Annotated in this window: 32 protein-coding genes; 9 read left to right on the top strand and 23 right to left on the bottom strand. The window is 60.4% G+C overall.

What is annotated here, in order from left to right:
* Positions 1-59 precede the first annotated feature (59 nt).
* The 8 genes from H9Q16_RS08575 to H9Q16_RS08540 all read right to left on the bottom strand — a co-directional run bounded on the left by H9Q16_RS08575 (position 60) and on the right by H9Q16_RS08540 (position 5139).
* Positions 60-1064: a BMP family lipoprotein gene (locus H9Q16_RS08575; RefSeq protein WP_191074887.1), complete on the bottom strand. Its 1005-nt coding sequence runs from the start codon at positions 1062-1064 to the stop codon at positions 60-62.
* A gap of 118 nt (positions 1065-1182) precedes the next feature.
* Positions 1183-1620: a GNAT family N-acetyltransferase gene (locus H9Q16_RS20610; protein WP_191074886.1), complete on the bottom strand. Its 438-nt coding sequence runs from the start codon at positions 1618-1620 to the stop codon at positions 1183-1185.
* Complete coding sequence (tsaB, locus tag H9Q16_RS08565) at positions 1617-2255, bottom strand: tRNA (adenosine(37)-N6)-threonylcarbamoyltransferase complex dimerization subunit type 1 TsaB (protein WP_191074885.1); 639 nt, start codon at positions 2253-2255, stop codon at positions 1617-1619. Before tsaB ends, H9Q16_RS20610 begins: the two co-directional genes overlap by 4 nt.
* Before the next feature lie 13 nt (positions 2256-2268).
* Positions 2269-2685 (bottom strand): GFA family protein, encoded by a 417-nt coding sequence (locus tag H9Q16_RS08560; protein ID WP_191074884.1) that lies wholly within the window; start codon positions 2683-2685, stop codon positions 2269-2271.
* A gap of 5 nt (positions 2686-2690) precedes the next feature.
* Positions 2691-3251: a NifU family protein gene (locus H9Q16_RS08555; protein ID WP_191074883.1), complete on the bottom strand. Its 561-nt coding sequence runs from the start codon at positions 3249-3251 to the stop codon at positions 2691-2693.
* Between the two features lie 89 nt (positions 3252-3340).
* Complete coding sequence (locus H9Q16_RS08550) at positions 3341-3799, bottom strand: universal stress protein (RefSeq protein WP_191074882.1); 459 nt, start codon at positions 3797-3799, stop codon at positions 3341-3343.
* 218 nt (positions 3800-4017) lie between these two features.
* Positions 4018-4893, bottom strand: a complete 876-nt coding sequence (locus H9Q16_RS08545; protein WP_191074881.1) for a branched-chain amino acid aminotransferase — start codon at positions 4891-4893, stop codon at positions 4018-4020.
* Positions 4894-4908: 15 nt separating this feature from the next.
* Positions 4909-5139, bottom strand: a complete 231-nt coding sequence (locus H9Q16_RS08540) for a hypothetical protein (RefSeq protein WP_191074880.1) — start codon at positions 5137-5139, stop codon at positions 4909-4911.
* A 135-nt stretch (positions 5140-5274) separates the two neighbouring features.
* On the opposite strand from H9Q16_RS08540, the gene H9Q16_RS08535 reads away from it, so the two are divergent.
* Positions 5275-5988, top strand: coding sequence for a M48 family metallopeptidase (locus H9Q16_RS08535; protein WP_191074879.1), 714 nt, complete (start codon positions 5275-5277; stop codon positions 5986-5988).
* 20 nt (positions 5989-6008) lie between these two features.
* On the opposite strand, the gene H9Q16_RS08530 is transcribed toward H9Q16_RS08535, so the two are convergent.
* Entirely contained in the window at positions 6009-6281 is a 273-nt protein-coding gene (locus H9Q16_RS08530) for a CBU_0592 family membrane protein (protein ID WP_191074878.1), read from the bottom strand.
* A gap of 155 nt (positions 6282-6436) precedes the next feature.
* On the opposite strand from H9Q16_RS08530, the gene lfb1 reads away from it, so the two are divergent.
* Together lfb1 and H9Q16_RS08520 are read left to right on the top strand one after the other, a co-directional pair.
* Positions 6437-6796 carry an LIC10280 family protein gene (lfb1, locus tag H9Q16_RS08525; RefSeq protein WP_191074877.1) on the top strand — a complete coding sequence of 120 codons (360 nt, stop codon included), beginning with the start codon at positions 6437-6439 and terminating at the stop codon, positions 6794-6796.
* A gap of 4 nt (positions 6797-6800) precedes the next feature.
* Positions 6801-7169 carry a YigZ family protein gene (locus tag H9Q16_RS08520; protein WP_343067808.1) on the top strand — a complete coding sequence of 123 codons (369 nt, stop codon included), beginning with the start codon at positions 6801-6803 and terminating at the stop codon, positions 7167-7169.
* Here the strand turns inward: H9Q16_RS08520 and trhA are convergent.
* From trhA to H9Q16_RS08505, 3 genes are read right to left on the bottom strand one after another with little or no spacing between them, the layout of a single operon-like run.
* A complete protein-coding gene (gene trhA / locus H9Q16_RS08515) occupies positions 7151-7786 on the bottom strand; it encodes a PAQR family membrane homeostasis protein TrhA (protein WP_191074876.1) in 636 nt (211 codons plus the stop codon). The two genes, H9Q16_RS08520 and trhA, sit on opposite strands and share 19 nt — an antisense overlap.
* Before the next feature lie 48 nt (positions 7787-7834).
* The gene (locus H9Q16_RS08510; protein WP_191074875.1) at positions 7835-8218 is read right to left on the bottom strand and encodes a thiol-disulfide oxidoreductase DCC family protein; all 384 of its coding nucleotides are present in this window, start codon (positions 8216-8218) and stop codon (positions 7835-7837) included.
* A gap of 36 nt (positions 8219-8254) precedes the next feature.
* Positions 8255-8617 (bottom strand): hypothetical protein, encoded by a 363-nt coding sequence (locus H9Q16_RS08505; protein ID WP_246455561.1) that lies wholly within the window; start codon positions 8615-8617, stop codon positions 8255-8257.
* Between the two features lie 281 nt (positions 8618-8898).
* Between H9Q16_RS08505 and H9Q16_RS08500 the strand changes: the two genes are divergently transcribed.
* Complete coding sequence (locus H9Q16_RS08500; protein WP_191074874.1) at positions 8899-9258, top strand: hypothetical protein; 360 nt, start codon at positions 8899-8901, stop codon at positions 9256-9258.
* A gap of 434 nt (positions 9259-9692) precedes the next feature.
* Here the strand turns inward: H9Q16_RS08500 and rimO are convergent, their stop codons facing one another.
* Entirely contained in the window at positions 9693-11063 is a 1371-nt protein-coding gene (rimO, locus tag H9Q16_RS08495; RefSeq protein ID WP_191074873.1) for a 30S ribosomal protein S12 methylthiotransferase RimO, read from the bottom strand.
* A 39-nt stretch (positions 11064-11102) separates the two neighbouring features.
* Here rimO and H9Q16_RS08490 point away from each other — a divergent pair, with 39 nt between their 5' ends.
* Both H9Q16_RS08490 and trpB read left to right on the top strand, forming a co-directional pair.
* Positions 11103-11363 (top strand): N-(5'-phosphoribosyl)anthranilate isomerase, encoded by a 261-nt coding sequence (locus tag H9Q16_RS08490; RefSeq protein WP_246455560.1) that lies wholly within the window; start codon positions 11103-11105, stop codon positions 11361-11363.
* 152 nt (positions 11364-11515) lie between these two features.
* Entirely contained in the window at positions 11516-12748 is a 1233-nt protein-coding gene (gene trpB / locus H9Q16_RS08485) for a tryptophan synthase subunit beta (RefSeq protein WP_191074871.1), read from the top strand.
* Between the two features lie 61 nt (positions 12749-12809).
* Here trpB and H9Q16_RS08480 read toward each other — a convergent pair whose 3' ends face one another.
* The 9 genes from H9Q16_RS08480 to H9Q16_RS08440 all read right to left on the bottom strand — a co-directional run bounded on the left by H9Q16_RS08480 (position 12810) and on the right by H9Q16_RS08440 (position 20221).
* Positions 12810-13397 carry a DUF4893 domain-containing protein gene (locus tag H9Q16_RS08480; protein ID WP_191074870.1) on the bottom strand — a complete coding sequence of 196 codons (588 nt, stop codon included), beginning with the start codon at positions 13395-13397 and terminating at the stop codon, positions 12810-12812.
* The gene (locus H9Q16_RS08475; protein ID WP_191074869.1) at positions 13394-13780 is read right to left on the bottom strand and encodes a DUF2237 family protein; all 387 of its coding nucleotides are present in this window, start codon (positions 13778-13780) and stop codon (positions 13394-13396) included. The genes H9Q16_RS08480 and H9Q16_RS08475 overlap by 4 nt, the downstream gene beginning before the upstream one ends.
* 3 nt (positions 13781-13783) lie before the next feature.
* Positions 13784-14947, bottom strand: a complete 1164-nt coding sequence (locus H9Q16_RS08470; protein WP_191074868.1) for a serine hydrolase domain-containing protein — start codon at positions 14945-14947, stop codon at positions 13784-13786.
* A 64-nt stretch (positions 14948-15011) separates the two neighbouring features.
* On the bottom strand, positions 15012-16052 hold the full coding sequence (locus tag H9Q16_RS08465; protein WP_191074867.1) for a DUF2332 family protein: 1041 nt from the start codon (positions 16050-16052) through the stop codon (positions 15012-15014).
* On the bottom strand, positions 16049-16726 hold the full coding sequence (pth, locus tag H9Q16_RS08460) for an aminoacyl-tRNA hydrolase (protein WP_191074866.1): 678 nt from the start codon (positions 16724-16726) through the stop codon (positions 16049-16051). Before pth ends, H9Q16_RS08465 begins: the two co-directional genes overlap by 4 nt.
* Positions 16727-16798: 72 nt before the next feature.
* Positions 16799-18283 (bottom strand): inorganic phosphate transporter, encoded by a 1485-nt coding sequence (locus H9Q16_RS08455; RefSeq protein ID WP_191074865.1) that lies wholly within the window; start codon positions 18281-18283, stop codon positions 16799-16801.
* 83 nt (positions 18284-18366) lie between these two features.
* Entirely contained in the window at positions 18367-18753 is a 387-nt protein-coding gene (locus H9Q16_RS08450) for an NUDIX hydrolase (RefSeq protein ID WP_246455558.1), read from the bottom strand.
* Positions 18754-19038: 285 nt separating this feature from the next.
* The gene (locus H9Q16_RS08445) at positions 19039-19713 is read right to left on the bottom strand and encodes a 50S ribosomal protein L25/general stress protein Ctc (RefSeq protein ID WP_191074863.1); all 675 of its coding nucleotides are present in this window, start codon (positions 19711-19713) and stop codon (positions 19039-19041) included.
* Between the two features lie 136 nt (positions 19714-19849).
* Positions 19850-20221: a VOC family protein gene (locus H9Q16_RS08440; protein WP_191074862.1), complete on the bottom strand. Its 372-nt coding sequence runs from the start codon at positions 20219-20221 to the stop codon at positions 19850-19852.
* 167 nt (positions 20222-20388) lie between these two features.
* Between H9Q16_RS08440 and H9Q16_RS08435 the strand changes: the two genes are divergently transcribed.
* A complete protein-coding gene (locus H9Q16_RS08435; RefSeq protein ID WP_191074861.1) occupies positions 20389-21588 on the top strand; it encodes an MFS transporter in 1200 nt (399 codons plus the stop codon).
* Here H9Q16_RS08435 and H9Q16_RS08430 read toward each other — a convergent pair.
* Positions 21585-22751, bottom strand: a complete 1167-nt coding sequence (locus tag H9Q16_RS08430) for an alpha-hydroxy acid oxidase (protein WP_191074860.1) — start codon at positions 22749-22751, stop codon at positions 21585-21587. The two genes, H9Q16_RS08435 and H9Q16_RS08430, sit on opposite strands and share 4 nt — an antisense overlap.
* A 130-nt stretch (positions 22752-22881) precedes the next feature.
* Here H9Q16_RS08430 and H9Q16_RS08425 point away from each other — a divergent pair, with 130 nt between their 5' ends.
* Both H9Q16_RS08425 and H9Q16_RS08420 read left to right on the top strand, forming a co-directional pair.
* On the top strand, positions 22882-23991 hold the full coding sequence (locus tag H9Q16_RS08425) for an Acg family FMN-binding oxidoreductase (RefSeq protein WP_191074859.1): 1110 nt from the start codon (positions 22882-22884) through the stop codon (positions 23989-23991).
* Complete coding sequence (locus tag H9Q16_RS08420) at positions 23981-24436, top strand: MarR family winged helix-turn-helix transcriptional regulator (protein ID WP_246455556.1); 456 nt, start codon at positions 23981-23983, stop codon at positions 24434-24436. Before H9Q16_RS08425 ends, H9Q16_RS08420 begins: the two co-directional genes overlap by 11 nt.
* Positions 24437-24472 lie beyond the last annotated feature (36 nt).

The raw sequence follows: 24472 nt of genomic DNA, 5'->3' as shown, positions 1-24472 counted from the left end.
GGCAAAGGGCCGCGCCGATTTCTCAGCGCGGCCCTAGGTTCACCTTGTGCAATTCGGCCTTAGAAGTCCAGCGCCGGGCAGCTGTCGTTTGCGTAGTAGGCTACGACCTCAAGCTCGCCGTCGATGATTTTCTGACGCGCTTCTTCCACAGCAGCCTTCATGTCGGCGCTGACAAGCTCTGCGTTGTTTTCATCCATCGCCACGCCAACACCGTCTTCGGCCAGACCCAGCGTAGTGAAACCACCGGTTTCCATGTCAACGCCCGCTTTCATGGAATCGTACACCGCTACGTCGACACGCTTGAGCATGGAGGTCAGGACCTTGCCCGGGTGCAGGTGGTTCTGGTTGCTGTCGACACCGATGGACAGGATGTTTTCGTCAGCGGCTGTCTGCAGCACGCCCACGCCTGTACCACCCGCGGCGGCATAGATCACGTCAGCGCCTTGGCTGATCTGCGCCTTGGTCAGCTCGGACCCTTTCACCGGGTCATTCCATGCCGATGGTGTTGTGCCGGTCATGTTCGCAATGACTTCGATATCAGGGTTCACAGCCTTGGCACCTTGGGCATAGCCGCAGCCAAAGTGACGGATCAGCGGAATGTCCATGCCACCGATAAAGCCGACCTTGCCGGACTTGGAGGCCATCGCGGCCATCATGCCAACAAGGTACGAGCCCTGGTGTTCCTGAAAGCCGATCAACTGCACGTTTGCAGGCACTTCGGGCATCCAGCCGTCAATGTTGACGAACTTGGTGTCGGGATAGTCACCCGCAACCGCGTTCACCGGATCGGCAAAGGCAAAGCCCGTGGTGATCACGGGGTTGGCGCCCGCTTCGGCAAAGCGGCGGAGCGCCTGCTCGCGTTGGGCTTCGGACTGAAGCTCAATCTCGCGGAAGGTGCCGCCGGTTTCCTCGGCCCAACGCTGGGCGCCGTTAAAGGCCGCCTCGTTGAAGGATTTGTCAAACTTGCCGCCAAGGTCGAAGATCAGCGCGGGTTCGGCCAGTGCAGCACCTGCGCTGAGCGCAACGCCAGCAACAGCGCCCAAAAATTTGGTCATAAGGGTCATAGGTAACTCCCAGGTTTTCATGTTGGGGCAGGGCCAGCAGCGGCCTTTTGCCCAGGATCAAATGATCTGCCCCAATTTAGGGCGTAGCCGGGGGGGAGGGTCAACCGCTTTTATGGTCTCAGAACACGGTTTCAGGGCTGTGACCACGGGTCAGCGCCCGTTGAAAGATCAACGCATCCACCTTTTCGCCCATTTGACGGTGGTAATACGACGGGCGTCTGGCGATCTCGGCAAAGCCTGCCTGCAGGTAGAGTGCAATCGCCGGGCCGTTATCTGCCGCGACTTCAAGGAAAGCCGTGTCGGCATGCGGCGTGGCACTGGCCAACCAGTCTTTTAGCAGCTCCCACGCGATTCCCTGCCGCTGGCAGGCCGGATCGACGGCGAGGGTCAAAAGCTCGCTTTCGCCCGCAACGGTGCGCGACAGGGCAAATCCGTGGGAATGCGGGTGCAGTGCGACGTGCGGGGCGTCCAAAAGCTCTGCAAACTCGCGCTCGGACCAGGCCCGATCGACGGTAAACGCCGCACGGTGGAGACTGGCAAGCGCCCGTGGTGTCACGGCAGGATCTTGGGTGGTGCATCGCGGGGCGGTGCTGCATCTGCAGGGCGCAGGTAGATTGGTGCAGGTCGGGGCGGATCGTCCTGCCAGCGGGACGCGGCAATGCGCGCCACGGCGGAGGCTGGATAGAACGGCGCGGGGCCATCCGCCACCTCAAGACGGGCCGCAATATCTGCCGCCCGGTTGCCGATGCACGTCAGGTCGGGCAGGTGCCATCCCTCAATGGCATCGAAGGGCACCAGTTCCGGTCCGCGCGCCGCACCGGGTGCAAATCGCTGGAGGTAAAGCTGGTCGCGGCCTGCCGCGATGCTGGTCAGGGCAGGGCCGGAATGACCCAAAGCCAGCGCTTCCAGCATGGAAACGCCCACCGCCGGGATACCAAGCCCCAGCGCCAATCCGCGCGCCGCCGAGACCGCGATGCGGATGCCAGTGAAATTGCCCGGACCTGCACCGACGCCGATCGCATCGAGGTCCGCGTAAGAGGCACCGGCATCGGCCAGGACCTCTTCAATCATAGGCATCAGGCGTTCTGCCTGCCCTTTGGCCAGTTCTTCGTGCAGGCCGGCAATCACATCGCCATCTGCGTATAGCGCTGCCCCGCAATAGGGGCCCGATGTACTGAAACCGAGGATCATGACGGCAGGTTCTTCATTTGCGGCTGAGGCCTAGCGTATCGCGCGCACTACCATTTTCATTCAGCAGATCATCGTCTGTGTGCACCCATGGCAAGGCGGCGTCGACATGACAATGGACCACTGGCGGGTGGTCTTTCGCATCGTCAAGCAGGCCGACCGGCACGTAGATCTGGTCTGGCAGATAGGGAAACCGCGCCGTCAGTGGAGAACCGCACGCCGGACAGTTGCGACGCGCAACGCCGGACGCGTGCGTGATTTCGGTCACATCTGCGTTGAGCCTCAGATCTTCAATAGCAAAGGCTGCAAAGGCGGGCATCGGCGCACCTGTCCAGCGGCGGCAGTCGGCGCAATGGCAATAGGCCACCGTTTGCGGGTCTTCCGCCGTCGCAAAGCGCACGGCCCCACAATAGCACTGCCCCGTGACCGGCATGACGGTCAGGCGACCGGACGGACTTCGGTGACTTCGGGGATATAGTGGCGCAGCAGGTTTTCGATGCCCATCTTCAGCGTGAGTGTGGACGACGGGCAACCCGCGCAGGCGCCCTGCATGTGCAAATAGACGACGCCGCGATCAAACCCGTGAAAGGTGATATCGCCCCCGTCCTGAGCCACTGCCGGACGCACGCGGCTGTCGAGCAATTCCTTGATCTGGCCGACGACCTCGCCATCCTCACCGTCATGGTCCGCATGACCAGAGGTTGGCGCATGATCCGATGCCATGACCGATTCACCGGACTGGTAGTGCTCCATGATGGCGCCCAGCAGAGACGGCTTGATGTGATCCCACGCCACGTCGTCGGATTTGGTAACGGTGACGAAATCGGTGCCAAAGAAAACGCCGGACACGCCGTCAACCGCAAAGAGCCGCGTGGCCAGCGGTGAGCCACCAGCGCTGTCAGATGTAGGAAAATCCGCCGTACCCATCTCAAGCACGGACTGCCCGGGCAGGAACTTCAGGGTGGCGGGGTTCGGCGTGGATTCTGTCTGGATGAACATTGGCTTTCCTCGGATGGCGCCCCCCCGATATGCGGAGCGGTGCTGCCCAAGTCAAGGTTTGGAACGATTCTAAATTGCTGGCGGTCCCCTCAGGTGATCGCCTCAAGCCGTTCCTTGCTTAGATCACCCGGCACAATGGTGATCGGCACAGGCAGGGTGCCCGCACTGCGTGACATGGCTGTGACCAGCGGGCCTGGGCCCTGTTTCTTGTCAGAACTTGCGCCCAGCACCAGCACACCGATCTCTTCATCCTCGGCGATCTGCTGGATGATCTCATCAACGGCAACACCTTCGCGAATGACCAATTCGGGCTCGACGCCCTGTTTGTCGCGCATCCATTTGGCAAAGACCTCGAAATGCACCTCGATGCGTTCGCGGGCTTCTTCGCGCATGATGTCGCCGACGCCGATCCAGTGATTGAACTCATCCGGCGGGATCACGGATAGCACCGCAACGCCGCCACCGGTATGGGCGGCACGCAGCGCTGCAAACCGCATGGCATTAAGGCATTCTTGGCTGTCGTCCAGCACCACGAGGAACTTGCGCATCTTGGTCTCCCTTGGGCGGTCATCATGGCGCGCAAGGCGCGGCAGAGCAATCGCTATATGCATATACTATCGGGCGGGTCCTACAAACCAAACCGCCTTGCCCGGAGCCGTGGTCGGCTATGAGTTTAGGTGGAAAGATGAAGAAAGGTCTCCTGCTTCATCTTTCCCCTAAACTCAAATCCAGCGCTGCCAGGTGCGCAGGGCTGGCGTTGTGCGCATCAGTTTTCGGAATGGGCCCAGTCCCAATACATCTCGCGCACGCGTCGCGTGACGGGGTTTTCATTGGGACCGACACCATAACGTGTCTCGTCAAAGCCTGAGATAGGGGTGACCTTCATCATGTTGCCGGACATGAATACCTCATCTGCTGCATGGAAATCTTCAAATGTCAAAACGGCCTCGTGCACTTTCATGCCGTCCTGATGCATATGCTTGATGTGCCGCGCACGCGTGATGCCTGCAAGAAACGTACCGTTGGGGATGGGGGTAAAGACTTCGCCATCCTTGACCATGAAGATGTTTGCGGTGGCGGTTTCCGCGACGTTTCCGGTGGCATCGGCCACCAGTGCGTTGCCAAAGCCTTTCTGCCGCGCTTCGGCGAGCATCCGCGCGTTGTTGGGATACAGGCAGCCCGCCTTCGCGTTGACCACGGCATCTTCCAGCACGGGTCGGCGAAACCGGGTGCGCGTCAGCGTGCTGGCGGTCTCTGGTGGTGCCATGGGGATTTCTTCGAGGCACAGCGCGAAGCCAGTGGCGTCCGGTTCGGGAATAACACCCAGATGCCCGCCGTTCAGCGCCCAGTACATGGGCCGAACATAGACTGCCGCATCGGCGCTGTAGTGTGCCAGACCCTCGCGCGCGATGGCGACCATGTCCTGCGTGCTGATGGTCGGGGTGATCATCAGTGCTGCGGCAGATCGGTTGACGCGCGCACAATGCGCCTCAAGATCCGGGGCGAGACCTTCGAAATAGCGCGCACCATCAAAAACGGTCGTTCCCAGCCAGGATCCGTGGTCGGCGGCGTTCATGATCTTGGCATCCCCCTCGTGCCAGGTGCCTTCGAAATAGGTGCGGATGTTGGTTCCGGTGGCCATGACGGTTCCTTTTGGTCAGGGTGCGCTGCGATAAATGCCTTCGGGCAGGTTCAACGCCGCGGTCAGGTCGCGCAGCTGTTCAGGGGACAGGGTGATCTTGCTGACGCGGTCCGTGCGGGGGTCCCATTGCTCGAATGTGATCTCGGCTGCAAAGGCAGACACGGTTACATCCTCGCGCAGGGGCGCATCGCCTTCGTCGACAAGCGTGATCACAGTGGCGTCAAATTCGTGCTCGATGGTAAACATGGGGCGACCTTGTGAAATTCGGCGGATCATTGCAAGCGGGCTGCACCGCGGCGTCAATTGCCTGTGATCGGGGTGGCCACTGGAAATCTGCATGGTAGAAGCCACATCATGGCGGACACCATGAGGACGCAACAGATGATCAGATACGGGCTTGCACTGCTGACAGTGCTGGGCGCTTTGGCTGGCTGCACCGTGCTGCCAGCGCCGCCGGACGCCACACCACCTGTTGAGATGCGCCCCGAGGTGGAGGCATTCAGCAGAACTCAGGCCGCGCGAAACTTTGTTGATGTCGTCCGCACCGTGGAACCTGTTGCGGAGCGTGAATGCAGGGCGCGCACCACGGGCATCAGCTGCGACTTCAATATCGCGGTCGATGATCGACCGGGCCAGCCCGCAAATGCCTTCCAGACTGTCGATCGCCAGAACCGGCCGGTGATTTTCTTCACCCTCGCGCTGATCGAGGATGTGCGCAATCTTGATGAGTTGGCCTTTGTCATGGGCCACGAGGCTGCGCACCACATTGCAGGGCATATCGGGCGTCAGCAGCAAAATGCCGTGGCTGGCGCGGTAATCTTCGCGGGCCTTGCCACACTCAGGGGCGGCGATGCGGAGGCGATACGCTCAGCCGAGCGGCTGGGCGCGGAGGTTGGCGCGCGCACCTACTCAAAAGAGTTCGAGCTGGAAGCCGACGCGCTGGGCACCATCATCACACACCGCGCCGGCTATGATCCCGTGCGCGGTGCAGAGTTTTTCACCCGCATTCCAGATCCCGGCGACAAGTTCCTTGGCACTCATCCACCCAATGCCGCGCGGATCGACATTGTGCGCGAGACCATGGCGGGTCTTTGACGTCGGACCCCGCCGGACGGCTATGTCAGGCGACGTGGGCGGATCACCTGCATCGTGATTCCGACAAGTGACATCGCAACCCAGAACAGCTGGATCAGCGCCGAGGCCAGATTGAAGCTGGCTGACAGGCCGATCAGGACACAGGTGGATGCCAGCAGGTTAAGCAGAAAATACGCCAGACATGGGCCGGGCAGGACCCGCAGCGTCAGCAGTGAATAGCTGATCACGTAGATCGCAAACCCGGCGACGCCTATGATTTCGAATATGAGTGGTGGCACAGAAATGAAGGTCATGGATGAATTCCGGTTTTGAAAAATATTTGGTGCGTTCAATACCCCGACGCTAGCGTCTTGGCGTTGAGCGGCCAATTGAGGTATTCCTTACCCTGCGTTGAATTTGCGGCTTTTGCGCAGGCTGTACATTTTGGTTCCGATAATGGGATTTGCTTATGATTTCTGTCTCTCACATCACGCGCCGCGGCACGCTGATTGGCCTGCTGACGGTGGCACTGGCGCAACCGGTCGCCGCGCAGACCCCGAACCTGACCGGCAGCTACCGGGCCGAGGGGCGCAACCCAAATGGGTCCGCGTATTCCGGCACGGTCGTGATCGGACAACAAGGCAATGCGGTGCAGATCAATTGGACCATCAGTAACGAGACCTATGTGGGCAGCGGCATTCTGGATGGAAGGGTTCTGGTCGTGAACTGGGGCCAGCCGCTGCCGGTGGTCTATGTCGTGATGCCATCAGGCGACCTGCATGGCACATGGAACGATGGCACCGCGCTGGAGCGGCTGATCCGGCAGTAGCGGTGTGACGCAATGGATCATCCTGGGCCGAGTGCTGACCGATCGTGGATCGCGGTATGCCGTGTCAGGCTGCCGCGTCACCAGTCGTGTCGAGATCGACACAGCGCTTGCGGTCCTCAAACAAGATAAGGCCTATGCAAAGGCTACCCACAATACATGGGCGGCGGTGCTGTCATCTGAGGGGGCGGTCAAGGCTGACGACGGGGAAAAGGGCGCGGGGATGGTCATTCTGCGGATGCTGGAACGGGACGTGGTGCGCGACCATCTGATCGTGGTGACACGCTGGTATGGTGGCAAGCACCTTGGCGGAGACCGGTTTCGCCATGTTCAGGCTTGCGTTCGGCAGTATCTTGATCAGATGCCGGGTGCCTGAACCCCGATGGCGATCGCCCCCAGCAGACAGGCAGAGGCGATCAGGACAAAGACATGCCAGACAGCATTTTGATACCGCATGCCTGGATGGGCGTAAAAGATCGTTCCGAGTGAATAGATCACCCCGCCCAGAGCAACCAGCCCCAGCGTCGCGCCCGGCAGGTGTTTCCACATCGGCCAAATCAGCAGGAGCGCCAACCACCCCATTCCCAAATAGAGCGCCAGCGATCCTTTACTGTCCGTGCGCCAGAACCACAGCTTTGCAAAAGCGCCGATAAAGGCCAACGCCCAAACCAGACCCAGAACGCCATAGGCAAATCCGCTCCCGATCAACACCACAAGGGGCGTATAGGTGCCCGCGATCTTGAAATAGATTGAGGCGTGATCGATCCGGCCGAGTGTGGCGCGCGTGCCGTCAAAAGGCAGCATGTGATAGAGCGCCGAGGCCGCGAGAGCGAAGATCAGGGTTGCTACATAAAGTGCCGTCGCAGACCAGACGCTTGTGTCCACCGGTGCAACCATCAACAGATAGATCGACGCAGGCCCCAACACCAAAAGCCCGGTCAGATGAACAACGCCATCTGCAAGGGTCTCAGGTCTGGAGGTCGGATAGGCCATAAGCGGTATTTAGCAGAGTAATATGAAGAAAGTGTGGTTAACCGCAGGTCATTCTCTGCCGGATTTTTGCCGGGCCTGCCGCCGTTTGTGCCAGTGAAACAGCAACGGGGCCAGTACATGATCATAGGTCAAGATGGCAAGCTGCCGGATGCCTGGCGTGTTCACGAGGCGCGCAAGCCAGCGATACCGAGGTATTTCGCGCCACAGCACGATAAAGGCCGGAATGCCTGCGTAGGTCTTTGCGTCTTTGCGCACATGCAGACGTCGCGCGGCCTCATCCGGTGTCAGCCCCCATTGCTGCAACCGGTCCGGATTGCCCAGATCATCGTAGGCGATGGGCAGGCCAGCGGCGGTGCTCAGCCGGGCATAGTGGTGCACCTCGCGCCGGCAGACGGGGCAGCTGTCATTATAAAGAACTTCTGTATCAGCCATGCCCTGTACCTAGGGCGCGCGGCAGAATAACAAGCCTTAGCGCGGCTTGTTGCTGTCGATCCAGCGCGACATGAGGCGGCGATCCCGAAAACACTCCTGCGGCACTTCGCGGCGCTTCAAGCGGGCAATGCGTTCGGCAAAGGCCACCTGTTTCGACGAAGGATAATTGCTGAACCGGGACTGCGGCGCGGATGTGTTGTGCTGATCAATCCACTGCGACAGGGCGGTGCGGTCCGCCTCAATCCCCTTTGGCAAAGGGGTCTTCGTCCGTGCTGCAAGGATGCGGGCAAAGCTGATCTGCTTTTCGGTCGCAGGATGGGAAAGGGGCAGGTCCGGCTGCACAGGTGTGGCCCCCTGAGCGGGGGTAAAGAGGCCGGGGAAGGCGGGCTGATACGTCATGACCGTGGTTCTCTCAAGAAGGTTTCCGTCAATATGGAACAAAACAGGAACAAAAACAATAGGCACTTACAGCTGTCCCACATGATGTAGGTTCCGGGCGTTCTGACGCAAGATGTGCCCCACATCGGATCTACTACATAATTCAAATATTCTATCTTGACGGGAAGTATTCTATCTCAGGTAGAAAGAATCGTTGGGCGCAGAGCGTTTTCGTGGTACATTTTGCCCGCACATATTTCGTGCACACCAACCTGAACAATTGCATCGAAAGGAATTTTGACATGGCTACGTATCACGAATTTGACCAAAAACAGATCAACGCAGCGCTGGATGCCGCGCGTGATCATTTTTCAGATCAGAGCGCCACGAAAATGGACGCGGCCGCAGACATCAGTTCGAACACTCACATGCTGCTGGCCGGGGGCTGTATCAAGGTGACGGTGGAGAACGGCAAAGTTTGTCTCAGCCTGCCGTTGGGGTTTGGCAAGGTCTGCCTGCCGATCCCGGGGGGGCTGCCTAATGGCACCGCAGCTGAGGCCTGCCTGCATATTTGCACCACGTTGGGCTTTCCCACAGGCATCGAAGTGACGGTGAAAATCGCAGGCGCCACCGTTGTGAAACAGTCGTTCGGCAAGTGCTGATCTGACGCGCCCAAAGGCTGGCCCGTTCTGCCTGCGGGCCAGCCAGCTGGGGTGTTGCTTTGAAAACTACATCGCAGCGATCATTCTGGATTTGAGATATCCTCGGCAATACCGTCAAGATCAATCTCCGCGACGGCCTCAGACATCTTAGAAATCCGCGGTGCCGGCTTTCTCCACTCTGCGAGGTTTTGACCGGCTTTTGGAAACCGTCTCGAGGGGATGCTCATCTGGCGGGGTCGCAAATAGGGTCGAGATCGTAATCAGAAAATCAACCTAGTGTTCCTTGGCGATTGCCCTGTAGGGGCAATTTGCTCCTCACTTGCCTCTTCTTCGCTCTGAGGGAAAAATGCGATGATTGTCAAACAGTTACTCTTGGTTTCGCGAAGTGATCGTCGACGAAGAACGTTGGATCAATAGTTTTTGGTGGTCAAAGCCTATACAACCCGCCCCCACAGGTCATATTCCCCGGCTTCCTCCACTTCGACCGTCACGATGTCCCCGACCGACAGCCCCTCAAAACCCTCATCCACGAAAAGATTGCCATCGATTTCCGGCGCGTCGGCCTTTGTGCGGCAGGTGGCCGCTTCGGCGTCTACCTCGTCCACGATGACCTCCATCCGTCGGCCTACCTTTGCGGCCAGCTTTGCTTCTGATATCGCCTGCGCACGTGCCATGAACCGATCCCAGCGGTCTTGTTTGATCTCTTCGGGTACGTGGTCGGGCAGGGCGTTGGACCGCGCGCCGGCAACATTCTCGTACTGAAAGCAGCCGACCCGGTCCAACTGCGCCTCATCCAGCCAATCGAGCAAGGTTTCAAATTCGGCTTCTGTTTCACCGGGGTATCCAACGATGAAAGTCGAGCGCAGGGTGATATCCGGGCAAACCGCACGCCATGCGGTGATTTCATCGAGAGTTTTGGACGCAGCGGCAGGCCGCGCCATACGTTTGAGCGTATCCGGGTGCGCGTGCTGAAACGGGATGTCCAGATAGGGCAGCACCAACCCGTCGGCCATCAACGGGATCAACTGGCGGACATGCGGGTAGGGGTAGACGTAGTGCAGGCGGACCCATGCGCCCAGGCTGCCCAGATCGCGGGCCAGATCGGTGATATGGGCGCGGTGTCCGTCGGCCTCGGTATGTTTGATGTCCACACCGTAAGCCGAGGTGTCCTGACTGATGACCAGCAGTTCCTTGACGCCACTGTCGACCAGCCGCTCAGCCTCGCGCATCACGGCGTGCGCAGGGCGCGACGCGAGGCGTCCGCGCATGTCGGGGATGATGCAGAACTTGCATTTGTGGTTACATCCCTCCGAGATCTTCAGGTAGCTGTAGTGGCGGGGGGTCAGGCTGACCGCCTGTGCGGGCAAAAGATCGATAAAGGGATCGGGTGCAGGCGGCACGGCGGCGTGGACCGCGTCGAGCACCTGTTCGTACTGATGTGGACCGGTGACCGCCATAACGCGCGGGTGGACACCGGTGATGTATTCCGGCTCTGCCCCCAGACAGCCTGTCACGATCACACGGCCATTCTCGGAAAGCGCCTCGCCGATCGCATCCAGGGATTCCGCCTTGGCTGAATCGAGAAACCCGCAGGTGTTCACGATCACCGCGTCTGCGCCACTGTAATCGGGCGAAACACCGTAGCCCTCGGCGCGCAGACGCGTGAGGATGCGTTCGCTGTCCACCAGTGCCTTGGGGCAGCCCAGCGATACCATGCCGATCATTGGCTGACCGTCACGACGGGTTTCGCTGAGGTGCGCGGTGGGCGCGATATCGGGGCGCAGGTCTGGGGGATTTGTGCTCATGCCGCAGGCTATAGGGCAAGCAGCAGCCGCGTTAAAGGAATGTTTACCACAACGCGACAGGCTGACATCATGGACAATATGCCCCGCCATATGAATGCTGAACATTGGATTCGGCACATTTTTTCTTCCAAATCCGCGCGCGATGGCGGCGTGGTGCGCCGCAAGGTCAGGGACGTGGAGCGGATCATCGGCAGTGGCGCTTTCGAGGCAGAAGTGCGCAGACGTGGCTATCGCGCGGTCCAGAACGGGCAGCACTACGTTGTATTTTGCAATGCGGAGAGGCTTCGGCTGATCGAGTGAGGCCAAATCCTTGCAAGGATTTGGCTGAGACCTTTGGAAAGGTCTCAGTCCATTCCTTCCAAGGAATGGATACTGTCGCCTGCGACCACATCGCTCTTTTCCCCCTCTACGCCTTGCGTTAGACGGATCTGACCGCGACGGGGGAGACCAGCATGGCAAACGATCTTTTCAACAGCTTCATGACCGGGCCGGATGAGCAGGGCCGCTTTGGCGACTTTGGGGGGCGCTTTGTCTCCGAAACGCTGATGCCGCTGATCCTTGAGCTGGAAGCGCAATATGAAAAGGCCAAGACAGACGACAGTTTCTGGGCCGAGATGCACGATCTGTGGACCCACTACGTGGGCCGCCCCAGCCCGCTTTATTTCGCCGAACGGCTGACCGAACATCTGGGCGGCGCCAAGGTTTACATGAAACGCGACGAGCTGAACCACACCGGCGCGCACAAGATCAACAACGTGCTGGGGCAGATTATCCTGGCACGCCGCATGGGCAAGAAACGTATCATTGCCGAAACAGGCGCAGGTCAGCATGGGGTCGCGACGGCCACCGTATGTGCCAAGTTTGGTCTGAAATGCGTGGTCTATATGGGTGCACATGACGTGGAGCGGCAGGCGCCCAATGTGTTCCGGATGCGCCTGTTGGGCGCAGAGGTGGTGCCCGTCACATCCGGGCGCGGCACGCTTAAGGACGCCATGAACGATGCGCTGCGCGATTGGGTGACCAATGTGCGCGATACCTTTTACTGCATTGGAACGGTCGCAGGCCCGCACCCCTATCCGGCCATGGTGCGCGACTTCCAGGCCATCATCGGCAAGGAAGTGCGCGAACAGATGACCGCAGCCGAAGGGCGCTTGCCCGACACGGTGATTGCGGCCATCGGAGGCGGGTCAAATGCCATGGGGCTGTTCTATCCATTCCTTGACGACAAGGAGGTCGGGATCATCGGCGTGGAAGCCGGGGGGAAAGGCGTCAATCAGAAGATGGAGCATTGCGCGTCACTGACCGGCGGACGTCCCGGAGTTTTGCATGGCAACCGAACCTATCTGCTGCAGGATGATGACGGGCAAATTCTGGAAGGGTTTTCGATCTCGGCGGGGTTGGACTATCCGGGGATCGGGCCGGAGCATGCCTGGCTGCACGAGATCGGGCGCGCCAAATACGTCTCGATCACCGACGTGGAGGCGCTTGAGGCGTTCCAGTTGTGTTGCCTTCAGGAAGGTATCATCCCAGCGCTCGAGCCAAGTCACGCGCTGGCCCATGTGATGAAGATCGCGCCGGAGTTGCCTGCCGATCATATCATCTGCATGAACATGTGCGGGCGTGGCGACAAGGATATCTTTACCGTGGCCCGTGCCCTTGGGTTCGAAATGGGCGAATTCGCCTGACGGCGCATTTGGAGGGTTTGCCTCCAAACCTCCGGGATATTTTCAGCCAGAAGAGAGAAAGCTAGCGTGTCAGTTCCAGAATGTCGAAGTCGCTTTCGACGGCGGGGGACGGGAACATCAGGCGCGCGCGGGTGGGGCTGATACGCTCAAACACGGCGACGTCGGATTGTATCCGGCCATCGGATGTAAAATCGGCAGGCAGATCGGCGTAATCCGGGACTGTTTCGCCCGCCACATAGCCGACCCCGGCGTAGATGGCGCGGCCATTGCGCAAAAAGATAGTGCCTTTGGTGCGCTGCGAGCCGGTCAGTTTTTCGAAACCAAATCCGGTATCCGTTGCCGTGATACGGCAGCCAAAGGGCGTGTAGACCACCAGCGGGGAAATGCCACCCAGTTTCATTGTCCGGCAGCGCCAGTCGCCGGAAAGGGTTTCATCAAAGGCTATCTGTGGTGCCCCAGAGAGGGCTTTGGTCAGGGCCGCGATATCCTGGCTGTCGCCGCCAGAGAGTGCTTGTAACAGCGCATTTCCCGCGGATGTCGTGAAACCGTCAAGACGCGCGGCATCGTCCGGGCGCAGGGTAGTTTGGGCGGAACCGATTGATGGCAGGCTCAGCGCTAGCAACAGGAAAATGGCCCACCCGCTCTTCATTCCTCAGAGCCATCGTGCAGCGCATGGGCCTTGAGCACCTCAAGCGGGACGATGTCCAGCGCGCGCTTATGGGTGGCCTCCAGATGTACCTGCGGTGCGCAGCCTTCGTCGGCGGCTTGCAGAAAGCGGCTGGCACACAGACACCATGCATCGCCGGGGTCGAGACCGTCAAAACCGAATTCCGGGCGCGGGGTGCTGAGGTCATTGCCGACGTATTTCGAGAAGGCCAGAAACTCTGCCGTCATGACAGCACAGACCGTATGACTGCCCTGATCCGCCGCGCAGGTGTTGCAGTGGCCATCGCGGAAGAACCCGGTCACCGGGTCGGTGCCGCAAAGCACCAGGGACGTGTCCAGAACGTTGATGCTGTCCTCGGGTTCCATGGGTCAAAGACTTTCTGCGATGGTGCGGAAGATATCGACGTTCTGTTGTGAGACGCCGTCCTCGCGGAATTTCCGGTCAGCGCCATTGGTGGCGATCACGACACCGCGGCCCGTGTCGACGTAAATATACTGCCCGTAGATGCCGCGCGCCATGTAGGTGCCGGGATCAGCGCCTTGCGGGATCCACCATTGGTAGCCATAGCCGATCTTGCCCGGCGCTGTTGGCGCACTTGGCGCGGTTGAGGCATCGACCCAGTCAGCGGGCACGATCTGCTGGCCCTGCCATTGCCCTTGTTGCAGATACATTTGACCAAAGCGTGCATAGTCGCGCGTGGTAAAATTCAGCCCGCCAAGGACAAAGGCGGTACCGACACCGTCAGTGACATAGTAGGGCGCATACTCTACCCCCAAGGGTATGATGATCCGCTCGCTCAGCAGATCGGTGACGGAGCGACCGGTGGCGCCGCGCACCACCATGCCAACGACATGGGTGTCGATCGACACGTATTTCCATTCGGTGCCGGGGGCAATGTAGGTTTCCGTCAGAGCGGCCGCGAAATCATCCATTTCCCGCCCAAAAGCCAGCACCCGACCCATACGCTGGATATCGGAAAAGAAATCGAGATAATCCTCGTTAAAGACAACGCCGCTGGACATCTGCAGAACGTCCCGCAGGGTGCTTCCGTCATACGCGCCACCTGCCAGTTCAGGCGCGTATTTCGTGACCGGATCGTCGATGCTGTCGATCTGGCCTTCGTCCAGCAGGATGCCCACCAACGCCGAAAGATAACTTTTGGCCATCGACCAGCTGATACGCAGGTCATCGGCAGAGGTGCCTTTGAAGTAGTTCTCATAGACGATCGCCCCGTCCTTGAGCACCACCAGTGCCGTCACATCACGCTCAGTTATCCAGTCGTCAACCGCCGGCGGCAATTCGGTTTCCGCGCCATAGCTCAGCTCGGCCGTGGGGCCGTTGCCACGCGGCACGGGCGTGGTCAGAAAGGCGGCATCCATGTTGCTGAAATTGCTGACGATCTTTTCCTCGTCAAAGAGCGTGATAACGGCCCAGACCCGCGAAAGTTCTTCGCGTTTCCACAGGCCCAGTGCGACCAGGATGATCACCGAAACCAGCAGGCCCCGGCCCAGCCATCTTAGAAATGTGCGCATGCGTGCTCCCTTGTTCGGGTGCATCCAATCATATGGCCTTGCGGCGCGCCAGTGCTACCTGACTTCAGGGTGTCGCAGTCCAGTTGATCCAGCGACCGTGAAAGTCGGCGCGGCCAAGATCAAGCGTGATGTCCCCCGGCCAAAGCCGCAGCGTCAGCGCGGCACCCACCTTGCCCGTGGTGTCACCATCGCTTTCCATCGACAGCCAGCCAAGGGGGCGGTCCGCTGTGGCTTTGGCCCCAGTAGCCTCAATCAGTGCGCGCCCCCGGGCTTGCGCGGCTGCCGGGAAGTATTGCCAGGCTACGGTATGCTGGATGAGGTGCAGATGCCCCCTTGGTGCCTCTGCCAGTCGCGTTGCCAGCCAGTCAATCGCATCGCCTTGCGCAAGGGGTGCGGTCATCACCGAGGCTGCGGCGCGGGTCATGCGCAGCCGGTCCGGCTGGTCCGGCCAGAGATAGGCGGTGAGACGCAAGAGATCCGCACCGGCCTGCGGGTCGAGGGGGTTGAGATCGACACCTGCGCGCTGTGCGATCACGGGGCCGATGTCCGGGGGCAGGGCACCTTTCCATTCCGGTGTCAGGATCAGCGCCGGAACCGTCGGGCCAAACCTGTGGCCGTGGATGTCGAGCGCATAGTGATCCCACATCAGGTTCAGCCCGCCGCTGGCGCCCAGCTCGGACAAGGTGAGGGGCAGATCAAAGTGCTGTGCTGCGACCCGCGCACCGGCGATCAGGGCAGCAGAGCGGCGGACTTCGTTGGTTTGGGGGGCACTGTCGGTCCAATCCAGCAAGAACTTTTCGTGGGTGTGCAACGCGTGCAGAACGTTGGTCTCAAGATCGGCTGTACTGGCGTTGTTTGGCGGATAGACAGCGGCCAGTTCCGGTGCGGTGCCATTGAGAACAAGAGCATGCAGACCGCCCGCGATGCGCAGGGGGAGGGAATGGCCCGCCGGGCCGATATCGCCCTCAAAGCCTGCGAACTTTTGTCCAAGTGCACTGCTCTGGGGCCATTGGGAGGCCAGAATACGCAACAGCCGACCCATGAAAGGGGACCCCATTTGGCTGCAGCTTTCCGCCTGATCGGCAAAGGCCTGTGCCAGGGTCACCGAAATCTCTCCATCAGTTTTTGCAGGGGCGATCTGGTGTCAGGTTCCGGCGCAGGCGGTTCCGGTTTGGCAGCAGCTGGTGCGCGTGTTCCGGTGCTGGCGCGCGGCGGGTTCACCCGCAGCGCAACGGCATTTGAGAACTTCGCCGCATCCCCATCCGCCAGATAGGGCGCGCCATCGCTGATGCCGCGCAGCAGATCGTCAAGCCAATCGTCATCCGCTTTTGGGAAGTCGCGCAGAACATAGCCCGGCACCGCGTCTTTGTGGCCAGGGTGGCCCACGCCAAGCCGCACACGCCCATAGTCTGGACCGATATGGGCGTGGATTGACCGCAACCCATTGTGGCCCGCGTGCCCACCGCCTTGTTTGAATTTCATCTTGCCGGGGGCGAGGTCAATCTCATCATGGATCACGATCACGTCGTCGGGCTCAAGCTTGTAGAACCGCATAGCGGCCTGCACAGACTGACCGGATTTGTTCATGAAGGTTTCGGGCTTGAGCAGCACGGCGCGGGTGGATCCGAACCGCCCTTCGCTGACAGAGCCCTGATGCTTGCCGCGCCAGGGCGCGAAGTCATGGTCTTCGGCGATCCGGTCAACGGCCATGAAGCCGATGTTATGGCGGTTGCGCGCGTATTTCGCGCCCGGGTTGCCAAGGCCAGCGATGAGGATCATGGGGCGGCTCCTGCTGCGTTGCGGCATGATAGCGGCAGATCAGACCAAGGGGAATGGCCTCCGCTGGGTGTTTCAGCCTGCCACCGCGTTGAGCAGGAAAAAGATGACGCCCGACAGGATTGCCGCGGCGGGCACGGTGATGATCCAGGCTGCGATGATTGTCATGAAATGCGAGCGGCGCACGAGTTTGCGGCGGCGGCGTTCCTCGGGGGCAAAATTGGTGCGGTCCGGCATGGCCAGGCGGGCTTTCTTGATCCGCCGCTCGGCGTCCCACTCGCGGAAAAAACCGACACCGAAAACCGCACCAACAGCGATATGGGTGGAACTGACGGGCAGGCCAAGCCAGCTTGCAACGATCACGGTGATGGCCGCCGACAATGCCACGCAGTAGGCGCGCATGGGGTTGAGTTTGGTAATCTGGCCGCCGACCATACGGATCAGCTTGGGCCCGAAAAGGAACAGGCCAAAGGAAATGCCGAAGGCCCCGATCACCATCACCCAAAAGGGGATGCTGATGGCTTCGGTGAAGCTGCCCGATTGCGAGGCCTGCACGATTGCGGCCAGCGGCCCGACCGCGTTCGCCACATCGTTGGCCCCATGCGCAAAGCTGAGTAGCGCGGCAGAGACCACAAGCGGCACCCCAAAGAGGATCTTGAGAGACTTGTTACGGTTCTCAAGGCCTTCGGATTGTTTCTTGATGATGGGCATCATCGTGATCCAAACCAGAATCCCGATGGCGGCACCGATCATCAGGGCCGTGGGCATGTCGATCTTGATGATCTTCTTGAGACCCTTCAGCGCAAGATAGGCGGAAAAGACGCCCGCCATGATGCCCACCAGCACGGGCACCCATCTGCGGGCCGCCGCGATCTTGTCCTCGCGATAGATGATGCGCGATTTGATCAGCCACAGGAACAGGGCCGCAATGGCCCCGCCGAGCACGGGTGAGATGACCCAGCTTGCGGCAATACCACTCATGGTGGCCCAGTTGACCGCGCCAAAGCCTGCGGCCGCGATGCCCGCGCCCATGACGCCACCAACAACAGAATGGGTGGTAGAGACCGGCGCGCCGATCCATGTGGCAAGGTTGACCCAAAGGGCTGCCGACATCAGCGCCGCCATCATGGCCCAGACAAAAATCTCTGGCGTGCCCATGCTTTGCGGGGCGATGATACCCTTGGCCACCGTCTTGACCACGTCCCCGCCCGCGATCAGCGCACCGGCACTTTCAAAGACGACCGCGATTGCAATCGCACCGCCCATCGACAGCGCATTCGCCCCCACCGCCGGCCCCATATTGTTGGCCACATCGTTGGCACCGATGTTCAGCGCCATGTAGGCCCCCAGACAGGCGGCGATGATCACAATGGCAGAGTTATTGTCCTGGCCGAAGAACAGCAGCGCGGCAGCACCTGCAAGCAGGACAAATACAAGCGAAATGCCGATCCCCACCATGGGTCGCGACACATAGGCCGTCGCCATCTCAAGCGTCGAATAGCGCGCAAGATCCCGGTCCAGCGTTTCAAGATGGCGCAGATCGCCCTGTTGGTCGGCCATAGTTCGTCCCCCCGTTTGGTGGGGACGCATACCGCTCAATCGAACCGGAAATCAAATGTTGAATAGTGATGGCGCAAAGATTGTCACTGATTGCGGAAAATTGCCTTCAGTTCGGTCTCGTTCACAAGCTCCGCTGCCGTTTCGGCATCAACCCACTTGCGCTTGCGTTCATGGGCCTCGGGAAATTCTGCGAGGACCTCGTCCACGGCGACCGAGTAGACCTGTGTTTCCACCGGGACTTCCATGCCGCCCGTTTGCCGCTTTTGGTAGGTATAGCTGCCAACCGGACGATCCGTGATCTTGCGGCTTTTCACGCCCGCTTCTTCCCAGGCTTCGCGCAAGGCGGTTTCCCGCGAGTTCAACCCCCGGATCGGCCAGCCCTTGGGAATGATCCAGCGCGCTGTGTCGCGGCTGGTGACAAGCAGAAATTCTCTGTCCGCGCCTTCGCCACGATGGCAAAGCGCTGCCATCTGCAACCTTTTGGGGCGTTGCATCATCGGGCCCAGGAAGGACTCCCAGACTGCATTTAACGTGTTCTTCATTACGAAACCACTCAATAGATCGTTTTTTATTCTTTCAACAAAGGAGGTTATAGCGCGTTGTGGATAGAATTACAAGGTGCGGGTCACAGGGCTGCATGTGCCGCTGCCACGCCCGCCTAACGCGAACTGTGACGTTTGGGCGCTTGGGATCCTTCAAATAAGAAACGGGGCCGCCAAGGCGACCCCGTTCCGGTAAGGCTGTGCAGCCTGTGTTTATGTGTCGTCGCCGGCTTCTTCACCGTCGGGCGGGCCCATTTCGGTGGTCGGCACTTCGTCTGCTGCGACATCTTCGTCTTCGTCGTCATCCTGCGACGCCAGACCCGAAGGTGCGGCGATCTGGGCGATGACAAAATCGCGGTCGATGGTCGGTTTGGAACCGGCGGGCAGATTGACGTTTGCAATGGTTGCACTGTCGCCGATCTCAAGACCGGAGATATCCACGGTGATGCTTTCGGGGATATCAGCGGCGGTCACCATCAATTCGACCTCGGGACGGACCAGGGTCAGAACACCACCGGCACGCAGGCCCGGGCAATCCTCTTCGCCTGCCACTTCGACACCGATGTAGAGGTTCACCTTTGTGGTGCGCTTGAGGCGCATGAAGTCGACATGCGTCGGCAAGTCCTTGACCACGTGGCGCTGAACGTCCCGGCAGATGACGCGGACGTCGTCGTGACCATCAACCTTCATGTTGAAGAGCGTCGATTTGAACCGGCCCTTGCGCAGCATGGTTAGCAGTTTGTTGAACGGGATGTTGATCGGCAGCGGGTCTGTGTCGCCCCCGAAAACAATCCCCGGTACCATGCCATCACGGCGTGCCTGACGAGCGGCGCCCTTGCCTGTCCCCGTCCGTACCTGGGCTTCAAGATCTGGAATCTCTCCGGCCATTTTAGTCTCCAATTGGTTAGGGCGGGAATCCTCCAAGGCTGTATCCCCGCGTGAAGCGCTGCCTATAGACGCGATTGGGTCATAAGAAAAGGGTCAATCTGCACAGTCAAAGAGCCGACGGGGCAGGGACAATACCCTATCGGTGCTGGTCAATGAGGATCTGATTTCCGTCGGGGTCGGTCAGCATAATGCTTTCGGGGCCAGTTGTGGTCGTGTCGGCTTCGGAATCCGGCGTGATGCCGCGTTCGTTCAGGGTGTGCTGTATCTCGCGGACATCACTAAAGTGCTCTGTGGGCTGGGCGTTTTGGTCCCACCCGGGGTTGAAGGTCAGGATGTTGCCGTCAAACATGCCCTGAAAGAGCCCGATGATATGATCCCCGTTCTTGAGGATGATCCAGTTGTCCTCTGGATTGCCGCCGAAGGGTTCAAACCCCAGCTTTTCGTAAAACGCGACGGACGCGGTCAGGTCTTTGACAGCGAGGCTGACGGAAAATGCGCCAAGATCCATGGTGTGATGTTCCTTTTGCAAATGGGTGCGTGCGGCTTTGGGTAGTCTATGGCGGCCGTTCCGAATGGTCCAATGCGGGGTTGCAAATTTGTGTCCCCGGACTTGCAGATCACCCTATGCCAAACACAGCACTTGGCAAACCGGTGGGCCCGTGCGACGGCTGCGGGATGAGCTGGAAACACGACATCATCCTGTCGCGCAGACCGTTGATGGGCTTTGTGGCCATTGGCGTGGCCTGGGCCACCTATTTTGCGCAGATGCCGGATATCAAGGCAAATGTGGGCGCGTCGGATGGTGTCTATGGTCTGGTGATGTTCGTGGCGTCGCTGGCGTCGATTGCGGCTATGTGGCTGGCGCCGTTTTGCCGACGGGTGCTGGGCGGGCGCGCCGTTGGGCTTGGCATTCTGATGGTGGGGTTTGGCATGTTCTGGGCCGGACTGGCCGGAAGCATTGCGGTGATGGTGCTGGGCATGTCGCTGGCGGCGATGGGGTCGGGCATTGTGGACGTGTTGATCAACGCGCGCGTCAGCGAGATCGAGGCCGAGACCGGTCAGAGCCTGATGAACATCAATCACGCGCTTTACAGCTTTGCCTATGCGGGGGCGGCGCTGGCGACGGGGGTTCTGCGCGAGGCCCAGATGCCGACGGTGCTGATTTTTGGGCTGCTTCTTGTCTTGATATGTCTGTTGGCGTGGCTTTCGCGCGACCGCGCGCCTACGCTGGAAGAGTCGGGCGTTACGCTGGCCAAAGGCCAGATGCCGCATCTCTTCGTGATCCTGTGTGGTCTGGTGGTGATGGCCGGTTTCCTGGCTGAATCTGCCTCTGAGGGGTGGTCCGCGCTGCATCTGGAACGCACGCTGGGGGGCAGTGCGGGCGAAGGGGCGCTGGGGCCTGCGCTTTTGGGGCTGACGATGGGGTTCGGGCGGCTGTTTGGGCATGTGCTGGTGGGATGGATGCGCGATACCACGCTGATATTGCTGGCCACGCTGGTGTCGGCGGCGGGCATTGCGCTGGCGGGGGTGGCCACGAGCATTCCGATGGCCCTGCTTGGGTTTTCGCTGGGGGGCCTGGGCATTTCCGTCGTGGCACCGCTTGCGCTGTCGCTGGTCGGCCGCATCGTGCCACCACAGGCGCGACTGGCCGCGATCAGCCGCGCCTCGGTGCTGGGCTACGGCGCGTTCTTTTTCGGACCGCCGCTGATGGGGCTGGTCGCCGAAGGGTTCGGTTTGCGCGCGGCATTTGTCGCGGTGGCGGTGCTGCTGGCGCTTGTCGCGCTGGCCCTTGTTCCGGCCATGGCGCGGCAGGCGGGAGCGATTTCTTCGAAAGAAATCGGGCCGGAATTTTTGAAAAATTCCGATCCCGGTTAATCTTGCCAGACACCGCCAAAGTCTTTCGGAATCAGCAGGTTATCTTTACTCAGGTCCTTGACGGATGTCTCACCGCACAGCGCCATCGACACGTCGAGCTCTTTGTGGATCACCTCCAGCGCCTTGGTGACACCGGCCTGTCCCATGGCACCCAGACCATAGATAAAGGCGCGCCCGATGTAGGTGCCCTTGGCCCCCAGCGCCATCGCCTTAAGCACGTCCTGGCCGGACCGGATCCCGCTGTCGATGTGTACCTCGATATCCGCGCCGACGGCATCAAGGATCGACGGCAGTGCGGCAATGGAACTGAGCGCGCCATCCAGCTGGCGGCCGCCATGATTGGACACCACGATTGCATCCGCGCCGACCTTCAGCGCCATGCGCGCGTCCTCTGCATCCAGAATGCCCTTGAGGATCACCTTGCCGCCCCAGAGTTCCTTGAGCTTGGCAACCTTGGCCCAATCGAGCGAGGGATCGAATTGTTCTGCCGTCCAGGCACCCAGATCGGCAGCATCGGATACGCCCTCGACGTGGCCGACGATATTGCCGAATTCGCGCCGTTTCGCGCGCAGCATTTCCAGTCCCCATCCCCATTTTGTCGCCAGGTTCGCCATGGTGCTGAGCGTGAGCTTGGGCGGCGCGGAAAGGCCGTTCTTGAGGTCCTTGTGGCGCTGGCCGATGATTTGCAGGTCCAGCGTGATCACCAGCGCGGAACATTTGGCGTCCTTGGCCCGCTGGATCAGGCGGTGTACGTAGTCTTCGTCGCGCATGGTATAGAGCTGAAACCAGAAAGGGGCCTGGGTGGCCTCGGCGACGTCCTCGATAGAATTGATGGACATCGTGGACAGGGTGAAGGGCACGCCAAAGTCGCGCGCCGCTGTGGCCGCTTTGATTTCGCCATCGGCGTGCTGCATGCCCGTCAGGCCCACAGGGGCCAGCGCCACAGGCATGGCCACGTCCTGGCCGATCATTTGTGTCGCGGTGCTGCGACCCGTCATGTCGACAGCGACGCGCTGGCGCAGCCTGATCTTGTCAAAGTCGGATGAGTTTTCGCGGAACGTCTGTTCGGTCCAGCTGCCGGATTCGCAATAGTCATAGAACATGCGCGGCACGCGGCGGCGGTATATCTGCTTGAGGTCGTCAATATTGGTGATGACGGGCATGATAAATCCTTTGGCTGGCAACTGTTTATGCTGCCTATCAATCCGGCCATCCGAAATCAACGCGGGGAAGGGCTTGACTAGTGCGATATCGCACCATATATAGTGCGATATCGAACAATAGGAGTGAGACATGACCCTTTCCAGACGAAAAACCCTTGCCCTGATTGGCGGCGGTACGATTCTTGCGGCCAGCGGTGCCGGGGCCGCTTTTGTCGGGACGCGCACGCCGGGTGTTGCGCAACAGCCCTGGGCGCTTGCGGGCACCTACGGCGATCCGCGCAAGAATGCGCTGAGCTACGGCTTGCTGGCACCCAATCCGCATAATCTGCAGCCCTGGCAGGTCGGGCTGGACGGCGATGATGCGCTGACGATTTATCACGACAAGACCAAACGCCTGCCTGAAACCGACCCGTTTGACCGCCAGATCATGATCGGCTTTGGCTGTTTTGTGGAACAGATGGTGCTGGCGGCAGGGGCGGCGGGCTATGCGGTTGATCTTACATTATTCCCCGATGGTGAAGATGCACCCGCAGTTGCGCGCGCCACTTTTGCCGAAGGTGGGATGCCGGACCCGCTGGCCGCGCATATGATGGAGCGCCGGTCGTGCAAAGAGCCCTTTACCGCGCAGGAGGTCACGGGGGCGCAGGCCAATGAGCTAGAGATGTTCGCCGACATCTACACGGACAAGGCCATGGTCGAGGCGCTCAAGGCGCTGACCTGGGAAGCCTGGATGGTCGAATATGAAACCCCGCGCACGCTGAAAGAAAGCGTGGACCTGATGCGCATGGGCAAGGCGGAAATCAACGCCAGCCCGGACGGTATCGATCTGGGCGGCGCATTTCTGGAAGGTCTGATGTTGGCGGGGATGATGAACCGCGAGGATCTGTCTGACCCCGACAGCATCAGCTATCAGCAGGGCATCGATATCTATCACGAGATGCTGCATGCGACGCCGGGCTATGCGGCGTTGACTTCTGCGGGCAACACGCGGGCGGACCAGATCGAGGCGGGGCGGCGCTGGTTGCGGCTGAACCTCAAGACCACGGCCATGGGGCTAAGCCTGCATCCGGTCAGTCAGGTGCTTCAGGAATACCCCGAAATGGCACCGCATTACGCGGCGGCGCATACGTTGCTTGCGCGTGAGGGCCACACGGTTCAAATGCTGGGGCGGGTCGGCTATGGTCCGCGCATTCCGCGCACCCCGCGCTGGCCGTTGGAGGCGAAACTGATTGACGCATGACAGCGATCCCATGCTGCTTTTCGAGGTCTTCAACGAGATCGGGATCATCGAACAACTCAGCCGCGACTTGCTTGAGGCGCAGCTGCCCGAGGGGTTGATCGCGCCGCATTTCAGCGTGCTCAACCATTTGATCCGCCGTGGTGACGGGGCCCTGCCCATCAATATGGCGCGGGCGTTCCAGGTGCCGAAGACATCGATGACGCATACGCTGAAGGGGTTGGAAAAGGGCGGCTATGTGGTGCTGAAGCCCAATCCCGAGGACGGGCGGTCAAAGCAGGTCTGGCTGACAGACAAGGGGCGGATGCTGCGTGACAGTACCATCGCGGCGCTGGCACCCGAACTCAGCAGGCTGACGCGGGAATTCGAGAGCGAAAAGCTGATGGATATCAAGCCCGTGCTGACAGAACTGCGCATCTTTCTGGATGCCGCGCGGGATCCCAAGTAGCGGTGCCCGGTCGGCGGCGGGACAGGGGGGCCGGTC

This window comes from Sulfitobacter aestuariivivens, assembly GCF_014763045.1.
GTDB lineage: Bacteria > Pseudomonadota > Alphaproteobacteria > Rhodobacterales > Rhodobacteraceae > Sulfitobacter > Sulfitobacter aestuariivivens.
This window is presented reverse-complemented; position numbering and strand designations above follow the sequence as displayed.

Bases quoted from the DNA above. Each gene is read 5' to 3' on its own strand.
- H9Q16_RS08575 (WP_191074887.1), bottom strand. From the start codon at position 1,064: ATGACCCTTATGACCAAATTTTTGGGCGCTGTTGCTGGCGTTGCGCTC.
- tsaB (WP_191074885.1), bottom strand. From the start codon at position 2,255: ATGATCCTCGGTTTCAGTACATCGGGCCCCTATTGCGGGGCAGCGCTA.
- H9Q16_RS08560 (WP_191074884.1), bottom strand. From the start codon at position 2,685: ATGCCGGTCACGGGGCAGTGCTATTGTGGGGCCGTGCGCTTTGCGACG.
- H9Q16_RS08555 (WP_191074883.1), bottom strand. From the start codon at position 3,251: ATGTTCATCCAGACAGAATCCACGCCGAACCCCGCCACCCTGAAGTTC.
- H9Q16_RS08550 (WP_191074882.1), bottom strand. From the start codon at position 3,799: ATGCGCAAGTTCCTCGTGGTGCTGGACGACAGCCAAGAATGCCTTAAT.
- H9Q16_RS08545 (WP_191074881.1), bottom strand. From the start codon at position 4,893: ATGGCCACCGGAACCAACATCCGCACCTATTTCGAAGGCACCTGGCAC.
- H9Q16_RS08540 (WP_191074880.1), bottom strand. From the start codon at position 5,139: ATGTTTACCATCGAGCACGAATTTGACGCCACTGTGATCACGCTTGTC.
- H9Q16_RS08535 (WP_191074879.1), top strand. From the start codon at position 5,275: ATGATCAGATACGGGCTTGCACTGCTGACAGTGCTGGGCGCTTTGGCT.
- H9Q16_RS08530 (WP_191074878.1), bottom strand. From the start codon at position 6,281: ATGACCTTCATTTCTGTGCCACCACTCATATTCGAAATCATAGGCGTC.
- lfb1 (WP_191074877.1), top strand. From the start codon at position 6,437: ATGATTTCTGTCTCTCACATCACGCGCCGCGGCACGCTGATTGGCCTG.
- trhA (WP_191074876.1), bottom strand. From the start codon at position 7,786: ATGGCCTATCCGACCTCCAGACCTGAGACCCTTGCAGATGGCGTTGTT.
- H9Q16_RS08510 (WP_191074875.1), bottom strand. From the start codon at position 8,218: ATGGCTGATACAGAAGTTCTTTATAATGACAGCTGCCCCGTCTGCCGG.
- H9Q16_RS08505 (WP_246455561.1), bottom strand. From the start codon at position 8,617: ATGACGTATCAGCCCGCCTTCCCCGGCCTCTTTACCCCCGCTCAGGGG.
- H9Q16_RS08500 (WP_191074874.1), top strand. From the start codon at position 8,899: ATGGCTACGTATCACGAATTTGACCAAAAACAGATCAACGCAGCGCTG.
- rimO (WP_191074873.1), bottom strand. From the start codon at position 11,063: ATGAGCACAAATCCCCCAGACCTGCGCCCCGATATCGCGCCCACCGCG.
- H9Q16_RS08490 (WP_246455560.1), top strand. From the start codon at position 11,103: ATGTTTACCACAACGCGACAGGCTGACATCATGGACAATATGCCCCGC.
- trpB (WP_191074871.1), top strand. From the start codon at position 11,516: ATGGCAAACGATCTTTTCAACAGCTTCATGACCGGGCCGGATGAGCAG.
- H9Q16_RS08480 (WP_191074870.1), bottom strand. From the start codon at position 13,397: ATGAAGAGCGGGTGGGCCATTTTCCTGTTGCTAGCGCTGAGCCTGCCA.
- H9Q16_RS08475 (WP_191074869.1), bottom strand. From the start codon at position 13,780: ATGGAACCCGAGGACAGCATCAACGTTCTGGACACGTCCCTGGTGCTT.
- H9Q16_RS08470 (WP_191074868.1), bottom strand. From the start codon at position 14,947: ATGCGCACATTTCTAAGATGGCTGGGCCGGGGCCTGCTGGTTTCGGTG.
- pth (WP_191074866.1), bottom strand. From the start codon at position 16,726: ATGATCCTCATCGCTGGCCTTGGCAACCCGGGCGCGAAATACGCGCGC.
- H9Q16_RS08455 (WP_191074865.1), bottom strand. From the start codon at position 18,283: ATGGCCGACCAACAGGGCGATCTGCGCCATCTTGAAACGCTGGACCGG.
- H9Q16_RS08450 (WP_246455558.1), bottom strand. From the start codon at position 18,753: ATGGCAGCGCTTTGCCATCGTGGCGAAGGCGCGGACAGAGAATTTCTG.
- H9Q16_RS08445 (WP_191074863.1), bottom strand. From the start codon at position 19,713: ATGGCCGGAGAGATTCCAGATCTTGAAGCCCAGGTACGGACGGGGACA.
- H9Q16_RS08440 (WP_191074862.1), bottom strand. From the start codon at position 20,221: ATGGATCTTGGCGCATTTTCCGTCAGCCTCGCTGTCAAAGACCTGACC.
- H9Q16_RS08435 (WP_191074861.1), top strand. From the start codon at position 20,389: ATGAGCTGGAAACACGACATCATCCTGTCGCGCAGACCGTTGATGGGC.
- H9Q16_RS08430 (WP_191074860.1), bottom strand. From the start codon at position 22,751: ATGCCCGTCATCACCAATATTGACGACCTCAAGCAGATATACCGCCGC.
- H9Q16_RS08425 (WP_191074859.1), top strand. From the start codon at position 22,882: ATGACCCTTTCCAGACGAAAAACCCTTGCCCTGATTGGCGGCGGTACG.